A 14917-nucleotide genomic window follows, 5' to 3' on the forward strand; every position below is an offset into this window, starting at 1 on the left:
AGCGGCATCCCGCCGAGGCAGGCGCGGCAGCTTCACCCGGGGAGAGCCTTCCCAACCGCTACGCCGGGGCCTTGAGCCCCGGCGCTTCTTGGTGCAGCAGTCAGGCGCTGCGCGCCATGCCTGCCACACATCGAGAACAGGCCACCAATCAAGGATCGATGACCTGAGCGTCAGGGACGCTGGTCAAACGTGCCCGCCTGCCTCGGGCCCGATGAGGTGCTTCACCTGCAGGTACTCCGCCAGTCCCCAGGGGCCCAGCTCACGGCCGATGCCGCTGATGCCGAAGCCGCCCCAGCTGGCTTCCGGCATCACCACCTGCTCGCTGTTGACCCAGATGCTGCCCGCGCGAAGCTGCTGCCCTGCCCGCCGGGCCCGTTCGACATCACCGGCGACCACCGTGGCGGCCAGGCCGAAGGGACTGGCATTGGCGAGCGCGATGGCCTCGTCATCGCTGGAGACGCTTCGCCCGCAGAGCACCGGTCCGAAGATCTCCTCCTGCCACAGGCGGCTCTCGACCGGCACATCGCGATAGAGCGTCGGGGCGACGAACTCGCCGCGCTCGGGCAGCTGGCGATGCCGGCCATCGCGCACCGCCACAAGTCCCTCCTCCCGCGCCACCGCCAGGTAACGCTCGACCGCTTCGCGCTGGCGGGCGCTGGACATGGGGCCCATGTCGGTGTCGCTGGCCAGGGGGTCTCCCAGGCGAATGGCATCGAGGCGCTTGGCCAGCGCCGCATAGAGCGGCTCGGCGAGGGCAGCATGGACGATCAGCCGCGAGGTGGCGGAGCAGACCTGGCCGGAGTTGAAGTAGATGCCCGCCATCACCCAATCGGCGGCCTGCTCGACCTCGGCATCCTCCAGCACCAGGATCGGGGACTTGCCGCCCAGTTCCAGCGAGACGTTACGGACGCCCTCGGCCGCCGCCCGCATCACCTTCTCTCCCACCGCGTTGCTGCCGGTGAAGGAGAACTTGTCGACGCCGGGATGGGCGGTGAGCGGCGCCCCGATGCCTTCGCCGTCGCCGTGCACCAGGTTAAGCACGCCGGCAGGCAGGCCGACCGCCTCGGCGACCTCGGCCACCGCCTGTTCGGGCAGCGGGGTGACCTCGGAGGGCTTGAACACCACGGTGCAGCCGGCCGCGAGGGCCGGGGCAATCTTCCAGGCGCTGGTTACCAGCGGAAAGTTCCAGGGGGTGATCAACCCCACCACGCCAACGGGGTCTTCGTAGGTCTGGGCCCGGATGCCGTCAAGGCCGTGCTCGACGATGCGCCCCTGGCGCGCCTCCAGTTCGGCAGCCTGACCAGCGTAGTAGCGGTAACAGGCGATGGCATCATCCAGGTCGATACCCGCCTCGGCCAGGGCCTTGCCGTTATTGCGGGAGGAAAGGCGCATCAGCGCATCCCGACGTGCCTCAAGGGCGTCGGCGAAGGTCGACAGATAGGCACCTCGGCGCTCACCGCCCAGCGCCTGCCAGGCCGTCAGGGCGCGGCGGGCGGCGGCCACGGCGGCGTCCACATCCGTGGCATCGCCGGCGGTGACCTCGGCGATGGTCTCCTGGCGGTAAGGGTCGGTGACGGGCAGGCGGCGCTGGCCGGCACTCTCGACCCAGCGATTGTCGATGTACTGGCGTGTCAGCTGTTGCATGGGGGCCTCTCTCACAGTGGGGTTCCGGTTCGGTGAGATGCTATTCCTGCACCGCGGCATTCCAGGCCGCCGCGTCGATCTCGATCAGCAACGGCCCCTGCCGGGGGCGTCCGCGGATCGCCGTGGCCAGGGCCTCGGGATCACCAACGCGACGGGCAACGCAGCCGAATCCGGCGGCCAGCATCTGGAAATCCGGCGCCTGGATATCCACGCCCAGTCGCGGGACATCCGCGCCATCCATGTAGCGGCGGATCTCTTCATAGCCCTGGTTGTGCCACAGCAGGATCACCACCGGCAGGCCCTCCTCCACCGCACAGGCCAGCTCGGTCAGCGTGAACATGATGCCGCCGTCACCCACCAGCGCCACGACCGGCAACCCGGGCTGTCCAAGACTGGCGCCCATGGCGGCGGGCAGGCCGTAGCCGAGCGTCCCGTAGCCGGTCGAGGCGTTGAAGAAGCGCCGCGGCGCCGGCTGGGCCACCAGGTGGTTGGCGGCATAGGTGGTGGCACAGGAGTCACCGACCAGGATGGCCTCCGGCAGGGTCTCACGGAGGGTGTCGAACAGTGGCACATAGGGCGCGAAGGCGGGGTCCTGCGACAACCCCAGCGCCTCCCGAGTCGACCGGGCCCGGTCCACGCCGCCGCGCTGCAGGGGAGATTCGGCGAAGCGCGCGGCCAGCGCCTTGAGGGTCGCCCCGGCATCCGCCACCAGTGCCAGGTCAGCCGACTGGTTTCTGGCCAGCTGCTCGGGGTCGATGTCCACGCGAATCAGCCGTCCCGAGAGGGAGAATCCGTCATCGAAGACGACGTCGTAATCGGTCTCGCCCAGCTCGGTGCCGACCGCCAGCACCACGTCGGCGTCTCTTGCCAGCTCACGCACGGCGGGCAGGGAGGCATTGGCGCCCAGGTCCAGGGGGTGGTCGATGCCGAGCAGCCCCTTGGCATTGATCGTGGTGACCGTCGGGGCATCCAGGGCGGCCACCAGCGTCCTTGCCGCCTCCGGCGCCCTGACGCAGCCGCCCCCCAGCAGCACCAGGGGGCGCCTCGCCTGTGCCAGCCAGTCACCGGCCGTCTCCAGGGCATCGGGATCCGGCGCCGCACTGGTCAGAGCCGTGCGGCGCCAGCTGGCCGGTTCCGCTACCGGGGCCTCGAAGAGGTCGATGGGAATCTCGATATGCACCGGCCCCGGCCGGCCCCCTTCGAACACCGCAAACGCCCTGGCCAGGGCCTCGGGCAAACCGTCAGGGTCAAGCAGGGTGTGGCTGAAGCGGGAGAGCCCCGCCATCAGCTGCTGCTGGCTGGGCAGCTCGTGCAGGCGGCCCTGACCGCGCCCCAGCGTATCGCGGCGGCTGACGCTGGAGATCACCAGCATCGGGACGGAGTCGGCCAGCGCCTGGCCCATGGCCGTGGCGATGTTGGTCATGCCGGGGCCGGTGATGATGAAGCAGACTCCCGGCCGGCCGGTGGCCCGAGCATAGCCGTCGGCCATGAAGCCCGCGCCCTGTTCGTGACGCGGGGTGACATGCCGGATGCCACCGGCTGGCTCACCGCCGTCCAGTCCACGATACAGCTCGACGGTATGGACGCCGGGGATACCGAACACGGTATCCACGCCGTAGGTGTCGCGCAGCAGGCGAATGAGCAGTTCTGCACAGGTCATCTGGAGCTCCCTCATCCCACCAGCCAGTGGGCCATGACGACGATGATCGGCAGGGTGATGGCGGTCCGGATCAGGAAGATGGCCACCAGCTCCCACAGCTTGAGGGGAATCTTCGATTTCAGCAGCAGCGCGCCGATCTCGGACATGTAGACCAGCTGGGTCAGCGACAGGCAAGCGATCACGAACCGTGTCAGCTCGCTCTCGATGTTGCTGCCCAGCACCGCCGGCAGGAACATGTCGGCGAAGCCCACCAGGGTGGCAGGCGCCGCCGCCTCGGCCTCCGGCAGACCCATCCACTCGAGAACCGGCACCATGGGCATCGACAGCCAGGTGAACAGCGGCGTGAACTCGGCCAGGATCAGCGCCACGGTACCAATGGCAATCACCAGCGGCAGCAGGCCGAAGAAGATATCCGCGACGTTGAACAGCGCGATGCGCACCAGCTGACGCGGCCCCGGTGCCTGCTCTGCGCGGGCGACGGCCATGCCAAGGCTATAGCGCAGCAGCCCCTGATCACCGGTGCGCTCCTCCTGAAGCTGGCAGCCCACCGGCTCGTAGTAGCTGTTGGGCTTGCGCGAGAGCGGCGGCAGACGCGGCACGATCACCGCGGCCACCAGCCCGGCCACCACCACCGTCAGGTAGAAGGGCACGAAGAGGTGATTGATGCCGATGAAGCTGGTCACCAGGATGGCGAAGGCGATGGAGACGATGGAGAAGTTGGTGGCGATGGCCGCCGCCTCGCGGCAGTTGTAGAAGCCCTTCTCGTACTGCTGGGTGGTGATCAGGACACCGACGGTGCCGGAGCCCATCCAGGAGGCGGTGGCATCGATGGCGCTGCGGCCGGGCAGGCCGAAGATCCAGCGGAAGGGGGTACGCAGCAGGCTGCCGATGAACTCCATGAAGCCGAAGTCGACCAGGAACGGCAGCAGGATGGCGGCAAAGAAGAAGAAGGTCAGCAGGACCGGCGCCAGGTCATTGAGCATCACGCCACCGGTGAAGGAGGCGGTGACGAACGCCGGCCCGACCTGGAAGTAGGTCATCAGCGCGAACAGTGCCCCGAGCCCGCGCATCACCGTCCACAGCGGGGCCACGTCGAACAGCTCCCCCAGCGCACTGCCCTGCGCCCAGGAAGGCCTGGCGGCCTTCACGTAGAGGGTCAGCACGAACGACAGACAGAGTACCAGGGTGGCGATGGCGGGCAGCGCCTCACCCAGCAGGGCCTTGAGCCCATCGGCGGCGAACCCCATGCCGATATTGATGGTATCGCCTACCGAGAAGGGCACCAGGAACAGCAGCACGCCGATCAGTGACGGCACCAGGAACTTGATCAGGCCGTGGCGCGAGAGCGGCGCGCCCTCGAGCGCGATGTTGTCGGAACTATCGAGAGAGGATGACATGGAGTACCTCGGCTGGAATTGTCATTGTATGAATCTATGGCAGGCCTATTGGTAGGCCGGAGGCTTCAATCGCGACGCTTCACGCCCGGCAGCACGCAGAGCATCTCGTAGAGCAGAGTGGCGCCCATCAGGGCGGTATTGCCGCTCGGGTCATAGGGGGGCGCCACCTCGACCAGGTCGCCGCCCACCACGTTGAGCCCCGCTGCACCGCGCACGATCTCCAGTCCTTGCTGAGCGGTGAGACCACCCATCTCCACGGTGCCGGTGCCCGGCGCGACGGAGGGGTCGAGGGCATCGATATCGAAGGAGATATAGACCGGCCCGTCGCCCATCTGCTCTCGCACTTCGGCCATCAGCGGCGCGAGCGACCTGTACCAGCACTCCTCGGCCTGAACGACGCGAAAGCCCTGCTCGCGGCACCAGTCGAAGTCCTCCGCGGCATAGCCGGTACCGCGCAGGCCGATCTGCACCACGCGGTTGGCGTCGAGCAGCCCCTCCTCCTGGGCGCGGCGGAACGGACAGCCATGGGCCACCTCCTCGCCGAACATCTGCTCGTTGACATCGGCATGGGCATCGACGTGGATCAGGCCGACCGGGCCGTGCTTCCTGGCGATGGCGCGCAGTACCGGCCAGGTCAGGGTGTGATCACCGCCCAGCGTGAGGGGCACACAGTCATGGGCCAGCACCCGGTCATAGAAGCCGGAGATGATGTCCAGATTCTTGGGCAGGTTGAAGGTATTGATCGGCACATCGCCGATATCCGCGACCTGCAGGCTGTCGAAGGGCGCGGCGCGGGTCGCCATGTTGTAGGGACGCAGCATCCGCGACTCGTCACGGATCTGGCGAGGCCCCAGGCGGGTCCCGGGGCGATTGGAGGTGCCGATGTCCATGGGCACGCCGATGAAGGCGGCATCCAGGCCCTCGGCGCGCTCCTGGGTCGGCAGGCGCATCATGGTGGCGGGCCCACCGAATCGCGGCATCTCGTTGCCACCCAGGGGCTGGTTGAAGTCACTCATGGGAACGTCCTCTGGTTTCCTGGTCAGTGCTGAAAGCGCCAAGCGCTCTGCATACTGATTTGCAGAAACCATGCCAACCCGTTATCGGGGCCATGCCGGACCTGTTGCGGGACAATGATCCAGAACTGGATCACTATCGGCCCGTCAGCGATGCAATAATGAATCATTGATGCATCAATGAATCAAAGGCGGTCACATGAGCACCATCGATAGCCTCATCCTCAGGACCATCGTCGACACCGCCCATGACCACTTCTTCGTGGTCGATGCCGACGGCAAGGTTCGCTATGTAAGCCCCAGTGCCGCCGCGGTCTACGGCATCTCCTGCGAAGAGCTCCGTGCCAGCACCGTGCAGCGCCTCGAAGCCGATGGGGTGCTGAACCCGTCGATCAGCCTGGAAGTGATGCGCACCGGCCAGCCCGCTCAGATCGCACAGCGCACCGGCACGGGCCGCCGGGTGATTGCCCAGGCCCATCCGGTCTTCGAAGCGGGAAAGCTGGTCGCCGTGGTCAGCCGTTCCATGGACCTCACCGACCTTCAGCTGCTGCAGCAGGAATACACCCTGCTGCAGCAGCGCTTCAGCGACCACCTGAAGCGCAGCCAGGCACTCGAGCAGGAGGATGCGGCACTGGAGAGCGAACTCGGCGAGCTGGAGGTGAAGAGTCCGCTGATGCGGGAGGTGGCCCTGCTGCTACGCCGGGTGGCCCCCACCGACGCGACCGTGATGATGCTCGGCGAGTCCGGCGTCGGCAAGACGGCCTTCGCCCGCCAGCTGCACCGCTGGAGCTCGCGCCGCGATGGCCCCTTCGTGGACGTCAACTGTGCCGCCATCCCCGAAAGCCTGTTCGAGGCGGAGATGTTCGGCTATCGCGCCGGGGCCTTCAGCGGTGCCGCGCCTGGCGGACGCATCGGGTTGATCGAGCAGGCCGCGGGCGGCACGCTCTTTCTCGACGAGATCGGCGAGCTGCCGCTGGGGGTGCAGACGAAGCTGCTGAAGGCCATCCAGGATGGGCGCATCTCTCGCCTGGGCGACAACCAGTCCCGTCGCGTCGACTTCCGCCTGGTGGTCGCCACCAACCAGGACCTCGGCCAACGGGTGGAGGAAGGGGCCTTCCGCCTGGACCTCTACTATCGGCTGAACGTCATCCCGGTCACCCTGCCGCCGCTTCGTGAGCGCCGCGAGGATATACCCGGCCTGGTAGAGCGCCAGCTGAAGCGGCTCAATCGACGCTATGGCCAGGAGAAGCTCCTCGCTCGGAGCAGCTGGCAGTCGTTGATGCGCCAGGAGTGGCCCGGCAACGTGCGGGAGCTGGAGAACTGGCTGGAGCGGGCCTGGCTATCCAGCGATGATGTGATCCATGCCGACACGCCGAGCCCGAGCCATCCTGCCGCCGCGCCCCGGCACGCCGACGCCGCTGACCAGGGCCCCATCTCCTGTCCGCCTCTCGGCGAGGAGGAAGGCCTCAAGGATGCCCTGAGCCGTACCGAGCACACCATCCTCGCCGAGCTCTGCGAGTCTCTTTCCTCGACCTACGCCATCGCCGATCGGCTCGGCGTCAGCCAGCCGAGCGTCGTCAGGAAGCTCAAGCAGCATGGCCTGCGCATCCGGCGATGATCATGATGACGGGGAGATGCCGGCGGTGTCAGCCGGTCGCCGGCAGGTGCAGCGCGTCCGCCAGGCGGCGAACTTCGACGTGGGAGAGCCAGTCGATGTCCCGGGCACGGTCCTCCAGGCGTCGGGTCACGGCGTCACTCTCGAAGGGCGATTGCTCGTCCAGGCAGACCACCACCGTGACTGCCCCCTCCAGGTAGTGCAGCTCCATCTCGCGGATCGCCGCCCAGACGTCCAGTTCTCCCCAGCGCTCGGCCAGGGCGGCCTCCACGTCGGGGCGCAGCGGCAACCCCGGGAAGCGGCTGGGGTCGCCCTCGCCGGCGTCGTCCTCGGGGTCGATATGGAAGGTGAGGTCGGTGAGGGCGGGGAAGGCATTGCGCAGGCGGCGGCTCACTTCGTTGCCGATCTCGTGGCCCTCCGAGACGCTGATCCGCGGCGACACCACCACGTGAAGGTCGAGCATGGTATGTCCGGCCGACTGGCGGGTGCGCAAGTCGTGGATACCCTCGACGCCGGAGACGCTTTTCGCCACCTGGCGCATCTCCTCCTGGGTGGCCACCGGCAGGGCGGTATCCACCAGCTCCCGGCCCGACTCCCACAGCAGGTCCCAGCCCACCTTGCCGACCATCAGGCCAACGATCACCGCCGCCACGGTATCGATCCAGGTGGCGCCGAACTGGCTGCCGACCAGGGCGACCATCACCACGCCGGTGGAGAGCACGTCGCTGCGGTGGTGCCAGGCGTTGGCCTCGAGCATCTTCGAGCCGATGCGGCGTGCCACCCGGCGTGTCAGGTGGAAGAGCCACTCCTTGGACAGCAGCGCCAGGGCAGTCAACAGGATTGCCCAATAGCCGGGCGGCGGGATCACGGCAGAGGAGACGAGGCGCTCGAGGCTCGACCAGGCGATCGCGCCGGCCACGAAGATCAGTACGCTGCCCAGGAACAGGGTGGCCAGGGTCTCGATGCGGCCATGGCCGTAGTGGTGGTCGTGGTCCGGCCCCTGGTGGCCATAGTGGGACGCGGCGAGCACGAAGCCGTCGGTCACCAGGTCGGAGAAGGAGTGGATACCGTCGGCGACCAGGGCGGCGGAGCCGACGACCCAGCCGACCAGGATCTTGGCCACGCCGAGCAGGGTGTTGATCGCCGCGGAGAGGAAGGTGACGCGTCGGGTCGCCTGATGCTTCTCGAGGTTGGTCTGCATGATCGTTCCCTGGGATGCTCCGCCGTGCAAGCCGCCATGGTGCGTCGACAAAATGGTACCGAAAAGGTCCAGATTGGCACAAGGCGCGGGCGTGCCTGACATCCCCCCTTTCGGGTGCATCCCCCTCTCCGGGGTGAGTCGCGCTGTCCTGCCCCCCGATCGAAAACAGGCCGCCGATCATGGATCGGCGGCCTGTGCTCTGGCGTCAGCGCGGCCCGCGTCGCGGGCCCACGGCTTACTTGGCCTTGGGAGCGGCTTCCTTGACGGCCTTGGTGGCGGTCTCGGTGGCCTCCTTGGCGCTTTCCTGGGCCTGCTTGACGCTGCCCTCGGTCAGCTTCTGGCTCTCCTCGACGAACTCCTGCTGCAGGGCCACGACCTTCTCGGCATCGCCCTTCAGGCGTTCGGTCAGCTCCGTGGCGACCTTCTGCTGGCCTTCCAGGTAGCCCTTAAGACCCTCGGCATCCTTGACCTCTACCAGGCTGCGCAGCTGCGCCAGGTTGATGTCGGCATAGGCCTTGGTGGCCTCGAGCTGGGCATTGACCAGCTTCTCGGTGAGATCGACGGACAGGGCGGCGAAGGCACGCGCCGGGGCGACGAACATGGACTCGAACTGGGCGGTGTCGAACTGCTTGGTATCGAATGCGAATGCGTTGGTCATGATAAGAACCTCCTGGGCTCTGAATGCGATGGAACGGGAGATCCCGCTCTGCTGCACTGCACAATAGCAGGGATTATTGTGCAGTGCAACATAGCCCGGGGACAGGACTGCCGCCCTGGGTCCGCCAGGAATCCAGCGCCCGGCCATGGGCGTTTCGACCGGCGAGACTCACAGATGGTCACGGGGGATGACCTCGTTCCAGGTCCGGGAGAAGACCCGCTCGTCGCCTTCGTAGGCATCCAGGGTAGCATTGAGGTGGAAGTGGCTGGCCGTGCTGGTCATCACCGTGCGTGTGACGATATCCACCCGCCAATCGCCGCGCTCGAACCTGCGCCGATTGATGACCTCCCCGCTCACCGTGGCGTAGTCGTCGTTGGCCTGGGAGTAGCGTTCGGTGACGTCATAGCCGAGCGTCAGGCCCAGGTCGTCGAGCCGCCAGCTGCCATCGTTGTCGATGATCCCGAGCGTGGCCTCGTTGGTGGCCAGGTTGAAGAGCACCGTCCATTCCCGATGGGCCGGAACAAGCAGAGTGGTGGTCGGGCCTGGCGCCATGCGGGGCTCACCGAGACCGGGCAGGGTCCTGTCCGCGCCCCGTCGGGGACGCTGAGGCAGGGCCAAGCGACAGCCTCGCGGATGGAGCGTCAACGTCGCCGGAGACGGCGACGGCCAGGCCAGCGGCCAGTACGAGGAGGAGAGCGCCACGCGGATGCGGTTGCCCGCGGGAAAGCACTGGGCGACGTGATTGAGGCGGACCCTGACCCGGTAGGTCTCGCCTGGCGTCAGCGGCTCGGGTCGGTCGTGGCCATGGCGATGACTGAGGTTGCAGAGCCCGTAGCTCACCAGGGTGACGGTGCCGTCGGGACCGATGTCGGAGAGCCGCACGGCGACCATCGCCTGGGGCCGGTCTGCCGAGAGCTCGAGCTCGACGAAGGGCTCGCCGAGGATCTCGACATCCCGGGCCAGCGGCGGCGTATCGAAGCACAGCGAGCCGCCATCCTCCAGCCGCTGGTCGGTCGGGAGGTCGGTGCTCTCCGCATAGCTGCACCACTTGCCGGCGAAGAGCCCCACGCTCAGCGGGCTGCGGATCGACAAGGGAGCGCCCTCCGCGGGCTCCCCGGCGACCAGGCCTTCCCGGGATAGCGCATAGACCCGTGGCCGCAGGCGGCGGCTGGGCCACTGGGTCTCGGCGACCCAGCGCCCGGGACGGTCGTCACTGATCGGCGAGACGCTGTCCTGCATCCAGGCGCGCAGCAGGGGCTCCCGATCCACGCCGTTGTCGTGATCCTTGAGCCAGCGATCCCACCAGCGCAGGCACTCGCCGAGGAAGTCGATGGAGGGTCCCGGACCACCCAGGTGGGGATACTTGTGGTTCCAGGGCCCGACCAGCCCCTTGCGTGGCACCTTCAGGTGGTGGATCAGCCGGAACACCGTGTTGCAGTAGCCATCGGCCCAGCCGCTGACCGCAAACACCGGACAGCGGATCGCCGCGAAGTCCTCGCAGACCGAAGCGTGGCGCCAGTAGGCATCCCGCCGCTGGTGGTCCAGCCAGGTCTTCAACCAGAGCCCGCTGTGCTCCAGCCGCCGCTGCCACAGCTCGCGCCAGCGCTCACCGACGATGGTCGGGTCCGGGGGGCAGGCGTTGTAGGAGAGCATCACCGAGGCCCAGGAGAGGTTATCGGTAAGCAGGCAGCCGCCCATGTAATGGACATCGTCGGTGTAGCGATCGTCCGAGGAGCAGACGGTGATCACGGCCTGCAGTTCGGGGGGTTGCAGGGCGGCGATCTGCAGGCCATTGAAGCCGCCCCAGGAGATACCGATCATCCCCACCCGTCCGTTGCACCAGGGCTGGGCGGCGATCCAGCGGATCACCTCGACGCCGTCCTCCAGCTCCTGGGACAGGTATTCGTCATGGAGCACGCCGTCGGAGTCGCCGCTGCCGCGCAGGTCCACCCGGACCGCGGCATAGCCGTGCCGGGCGAAGTGGCCGTGGATCTGGCTGTCCCGGGTCGCCCGGAAGTCCCGCTTGCGGTAGGGAATGTACTCGAGGACCGCGGGCACGCCGACCGACTCGGCACCCGCCGGCAGCCAGAGCTTGGCCGCCAACCTGGCGCCATCCGGCATGGGGACCCAGGCATTCTCGATGACCGTCACGTCGTCCTGCTGTGCATCCGCCATCCCCGCTCCTCCCCCGACATCCGGCATCGCGACCCCGACACCGGCCTGGCCCCCACCGACATGCTTCAGCATATACCTCACCGCCATGAGGCGCGTCGCGTCCCTGATCCGGTCGGCGGCGCAACACGAGCGGACGCCGGGTTTGCCGTCGTCGTATATGCTTCAGCAAGCACCGCCGTTGCCGGTGCGGCCCGGAGGGTAGCGTCATGAAGATCGTCGAGGATTTTCCCCGTGAGGTTCGCGTCATCGAGAACGTCTGGATCCCGATGAAAGACGGGGCGCGACTGGCGGCCCGGATCTGGCGTCCCACCGACGCGGAATCCGAGCCGGTGCCGGCCATCCTGGAGTACATGCCCTACCGCAAGCGTGACTTCACCCGCCTGCGCGACGAGCCGTTGCACCGCTATTTCGCCGGGCATGGCTATGCCTGCGTGCGTCTCGACCTGCGCGGCAGCGGCGACTCCGATGGCATACTCCATGACGAGTATCTCCAGCAGGAGCTCGACGATGCCGTGGAGGCCATCGACTGGCTGGTCGCCCAGCCCTGGTGTAGCGGCGAGATCGGGATGATGGGCATCTCCTGGGGCGGCTTCAACGCGCTGCAGGTGGCGGCCCTGCGGCCGGCCCCGCTCAAGGCCATCATCACCATGTGTTCCACCGACGACCGCTACACCGACGATGTCCACTACCAAGGCGGCTGCCTGCTCAACGAGAACCTCGGCTGGGGGTCCGTGCTGCTGTCCTGCGCCACGACCCCGCCGGATCCCGACATCGTCGGGGCACAATGGCGCACCCAGTGGAAACATCGCATCGAGCAGGCCCCTTTCTACCCGCTGGTGTGGATGCGCCATCCCCACCGGGACGCCTATTGGCGGCACGGCTCGGTCTGCGAGGACTTCGACGCGGTGACCTGCCCGGTGTACGCGGTGGGGGGCTGGGCCGATGGCTACGTCAACGCCATTCCCCGTCTGCTGGCCGGGCTGAAGGCGCCGTGCAAGGGCCTGATCGGCCCCTGGTCCCATGCCTTCCCCCACGCCGCCCTGCCCGGCCCGGCGATCGGCTTCTTCCAGGAGGCCCTGCGCTGGTGGGACCACTGGCTGAAGGGCCTCGACACCGGGATCATGGACGAACCCCTGCTGCGGGTCTGGATGGAGGAGTATGTGCCACCCGCCCCGATGTATGCCGAGCGTCCGGGCCGCTGGGTAGCGGAAACGAGCTGGCCCTCGTCGCGAATCCAGCCGAAGACGCTCCACCTGAACGTGCTGTCGCTGGGCGAGAAGGCCGATGGCGAGGACCGCATGCGCATCGCCTCGCCGCAGACGACCGGCCTGGGCGCCGGCGACTGGTACGGGTTCGGCTCCGAGGGCGAGGCGCCCATCGACCAGCGGGAAGACGACGGCAAGTCCCTGGTCTTCGACTCGGATCCCCTCGATCGGCGCCTCGAGATCCTCGGTGCCCCCGTCGTCTCGCTCGAGCTCTCGGTGGACCGGCCGGTGGCCTACGTCATCGTGCGCCTCAACGACGTCGCCCCGGACGGCGCCTCGGCGCGGGTCAGCTACGGCCTGCTCAACCTCACCCAGCGCGACAGCCGCGAACACCCTGCCCCGCTGGAACCGGGCCGGCGCTACCGGGTGACCGTGCAGCTCAACGATGTCGCCTATGCCTTCGCACCCGGCCACACCGTCCGGCTGGCCGTCTCCACCAGCTACTGGCCGGTGATCTGGCCGGCACCGGCACCGGTCAACCTGACGCTGCATACCGGGATCAGCCAGCTGACTCTGCCGGAACGACCGCCCCGCCCCGAGGACGCCGAGCTGCGGCCCTTCGAGCCACCGGAACGCGGCCCCATGCCGGAGATGACGACCCTTAAGGTGGCCCCCTTCCAGCGCCGGGTGGAACGCGACCTGACCACCGGCATGTCGACCTACCGGATCACCACCACCGGCGGCGACTTCGGCGATGCCGCGCTGGCTCGGATCGAAGACATCGACCTGACGGTCGGCTATACCCTCGCCAAGACCTACCGTATCCACGACTACGACCCCGAAACGGCCGAAGTGACGGTCGAGCAGACCACCACCCACCAGCGAGGCAACTGGTCCACCCGTCTGGAATGCCGCACCAGCCTGACCGCCACCTCACGGAGCTTCCGGATCCGCGGCATGCTGAAGGCCTACGAGGGCGACGCGCTCTTCGCGCGCCGGGACTGGGACGAGGAGATCGTGCGCCGGTTGCTGTGACGGGACTCAGGCAGGAACGCGCAGGCCATAACGGCTGATCGCGGCTTCGAGGATCAGCCGCAGCAGCTCATGATAGGGATAGCCCGCCCACCCGGCCATCAGCGCCAGCTTGCCGTCCCAGTACCAGGTCGGGTTGGTGTTGACGTCGAGCAGTCGCGGCTGGCCATCCTCGCCCTTGCGAAAGTCGATGCGTGCATAGTCGCGCAGCCCCAGGCGGCGGAACAGCTTGACCGAATGGTCGACCAGCTGGCTCCAGGTGACGTCATCGAGCTCGGCCCGCCGGAAACGGAGCTTCTCCCAGTACGGCGAGTCGGGATCGGCCTTGGAGCCGTAGGTCAGGATGGGGGGCAATGCGGGATCCAGCGCCGAGTAGTCAATCTCCAGCGGCGGCAGCACCGTGAAGCCGCTCGCGCTGTTGCCGACCAGCCCCAGGGTATACTCCGGGCCGGTGAGGAAGTCCTGGATCAGCGCATCGGCGACGCCGGGTTGCTGGGCCAGCCAGCGCAGGTAAGCCTCTGCTTCCCCGACATCCCGCACCACGCAGTCTCGAGTGATGCCGAAGCTGCCACCGCTACCGTTGGGCTTTATCAGGCAAGGATAGATGGCCGGCAAGACCAGCGGGGCCGCGCTCAGGTCCACGTAGGTCTCGTTGGGAACGGGAATGCCCTGCCCCGCCGCCAGGGCGCGCACCAGGGCCTTGTCGGTGGTGAGACTGATGCCCATGGGGTCGGCGCCGGTATAGGGAATCCCCAGGACCTCCAGTAGCGCCGGCACATCGCGCTCCAGCTCCCAGTCGTTGCGGAAGCCCGTATCGCAGAGGTTCAGTGCCAGGTCAGGGGGATTGGCCCGCAGATCGTCGATCCAGGCCCCATGATCGTCGAGAAAGGTAAAACGATACCCCCGGAGCCGCGCGAGGGCATCGCGTAGATGCTCGACCGCGGCCAGTTCCTCCTCGCCGAAACCGCCACCTATGGCATAGGCATAAGGAAGACGGGGATCCCCCAACAGCACGGCCACCTGAATATCCGACATGTCACCTCCGACGTCCCGGGTGATGCCTCCCAACCAGGCGCCCAACGCTCACCCGAGCCTGGACACCATGCCCCGGCACGCGACGGGTCAACACAGTATAGCCCCCGTGTCAGTCGATGATCGCACCCGCTCCGAGGCCTGAAGAGCCCCGGGCTCCAGAAGATACTTCCAGGGCTTGCACTGACTCCCCCAGCAGGCCCAGGAGATGTCATCGATATATCGAAGCATTCAATCCAAGCAGTCGAGGGGGTGACGGAGAAGTGCCGCTGATCGAGGTTACTG

At 67.5% G+C, this 14917-nt stretch carries 10 protein-coding genes; 2 read left to right on the forward strand and 8 right to left on the reverse strand.

Features of this window, described 5'->3' with window-relative positions:
• Nucleotides 1-183 precede the first annotated feature (183 nt).
• The 4 genes from P8934_RS18300 to speB all read right to left on the reverse strand — a co-directional run bounded on the left by P8934_RS18300 (nt 184) and on the right by speB (nt 5717).
• On the reverse strand, nt 184-1644 hold the full coding sequence (locus P8934_RS18300) for an aldehyde dehydrogenase family protein (protein ID WP_278032278.1): 1461 nt from the start codon (nt 1642-1644) through the stop codon (nt 184-186).
• A 40-nt stretch (nt 1645-1684) separates the two neighbouring features.
• On the reverse strand, nt 1685-3304 hold the full coding sequence (locus P8934_RS18305) for a 5-guanidino-2-oxopentanoate decarboxylase (RefSeq protein ID WP_278032279.1): 1620 nt from the start codon (nt 3302-3304) through the stop codon (nt 1685-1687).
• Between the two features lie 11 nt (nt 3305-3315).
• On the reverse strand, nt 3316-4701 hold the full coding sequence (locus P8934_RS18310; protein ID WP_278032280.1) for a YjiH family protein: 1386 nt from the start codon (nt 4699-4701) through the stop codon (nt 3316-3318).
• A 65-nt stretch (nt 4702-4766) separates the two neighbouring features.
• The gene (gene speB, locus P8934_RS18315; RefSeq protein ID WP_278032281.1) at nt 4767-5717 is read right to left on the reverse strand and encodes an agmatinase; all 951 of its coding nucleotides are present in this window, start codon (nt 5715-5717) and stop codon (nt 4767-4769) included.
• Between the two features lie 196 nt (nt 5718-5913).
• On the opposite strand from speB, the gene P8934_RS18320 reads away from it, so the two are divergent.
• Nucleotides 5914-7332, forward strand: a complete 1419-nt coding sequence (locus tag P8934_RS18320; RefSeq protein ID WP_278032282.1) for a sigma 54-interacting transcriptional regulator — start codon at nt 5914-5916, stop codon at nt 7330-7332.
• Nucleotides 7333-7360: 28 nt separating this feature from the next.
• Here P8934_RS18320 and P8934_RS18325 read toward each other — a convergent pair whose 3' ends face one another.
• From P8934_RS18325 to P8934_RS18335, 3 genes are all read right to left on the reverse strand, one after another.
• Nucleotides 7361-8530 carry a cation diffusion facilitator family transporter gene (locus tag P8934_RS18325; RefSeq protein ID WP_278032283.1) on the reverse strand — a complete coding sequence of 390 codons (1170 nt, stop codon included), beginning with the start codon at nt 8528-8530 and terminating at the stop codon, nt 7361-7363.
• A 235-nt stretch (nt 8531-8765) separates the two neighbouring features.
• Nucleotides 8766-9188, reverse strand: a complete 423-nt coding sequence (locus P8934_RS18330; protein ID WP_278032284.1) for a phasin family protein — start codon at nt 9186-9188, stop codon at nt 8766-8768.
• A 168-nt stretch (nt 9189-9356) separates the two neighbouring features.
• Nucleotides 9357-11363, reverse strand: coding sequence for a CocE/NonD family hydrolase (locus P8934_RS18335; protein ID WP_278032285.1), 2007 nt, complete (start codon nt 11361-11363; stop codon nt 9357-9359).
• Nucleotides 11364-11569: 206 nt separating this feature from the next.
• Here P8934_RS18335 and P8934_RS18340 point away from each other — a divergent pair, with 206 nt between their 5' ends.
• Nucleotides 11570-13603, forward strand: a complete 2034-nt coding sequence (locus P8934_RS18340) for a CocE/NonD family hydrolase (protein WP_278032286.1) — start codon at nt 11570-11572, stop codon at nt 13601-13603.
• 6 nt (nt 13604-13609) lie between these two features.
• On the opposite strand, the gene P8934_RS18345 is transcribed toward P8934_RS18340, so the two are convergent.
• Nucleotides 13610-14635: a hypothetical protein gene (locus tag P8934_RS18345; RefSeq protein ID WP_278032287.1), complete on the reverse strand. Its 1026-nt coding sequence runs from the start codon at nt 14633-14635 to the stop codon at nt 13610-13612.
• Between the last annotated feature and the right edge of the window lie 282 nt (nt 14636-14917).

The sequence above is a fragment of the Halomonas sp. CKK8 genome (assembly GCF_029625235.1).
GTDB lineage: Bacteria > Pseudomonadota > Gammaproteobacteria > Pseudomonadales > Halomonadaceae > Halomonas > Halomonas ventosae.

What these genes read in the sequence shown, in the direction of transcription:
- P8934_RS18300 (WP_278032278.1), bottom strand. Translation starts at nt 1,644, where the DNA reads ATGCAACAGCTGACACGCCAGTACATCGACAATCGCTGGGTCGAGAGT.
- P8934_RS18305 (WP_278032279.1), bottom strand. Translation starts at nt 3,304, where the DNA reads ATGACCTGTGCAGAACTGCTCATTCGCCTGCTGCGCGACACCTACGGC.
- P8934_RS18310 (WP_278032280.1), bottom strand. Translation starts at nt 4,701, where the DNA reads ATGTCATCCTCTCTCGATAGTTCCGACAACATCGCGCTCGAGGGCGCG.
- speB (WP_278032281.1), bottom strand. Translation starts at nt 5,717, where the DNA reads ATGAGTGACTTCAACCAGCCCCTGGGTGGCAACGAGATGCCGCGATTC.
- P8934_RS18320 (WP_278032282.1), top strand. Translation starts at nt 5,914, where the DNA reads ATGAGCACCATCGATAGCCTCATCCTCAGGACCATCGTCGACACCGCC.
- P8934_RS18325 (WP_278032283.1), bottom strand. Translation starts at nt 8,530, where the DNA reads ATGCAGACCAACCTCGAGAAGCATCAGGCGACCCGACGCGTCACCTTC.
- P8934_RS18330 (WP_278032284.1), bottom strand. Translation starts at nt 9,188, where the DNA reads ATGACCAACGCATTCGCATTCGATACCAAGCAGTTCGACACCGCCCAG.
- P8934_RS18335 (WP_278032285.1), bottom strand. Translation starts at nt 11,363, where the DNA reads ATGGCGGATGCACAGCAGGACGACGTGACGGTCATCGAGAATGCCTGG.
- P8934_RS18340 (WP_278032286.1), top strand. Translation starts at nt 11,570, where the DNA reads ATGAAGATCGTCGAGGATTTTCCCCGTGAGGTTCGCGTCATCGAGAAC.
- P8934_RS18345 (WP_278032287.1), bottom strand. Translation starts at nt 14,635, where the DNA reads ATGTCGGATATTCAGGTGGCCGTGCTGTTGGGGGATCCCCGTCTTCCT.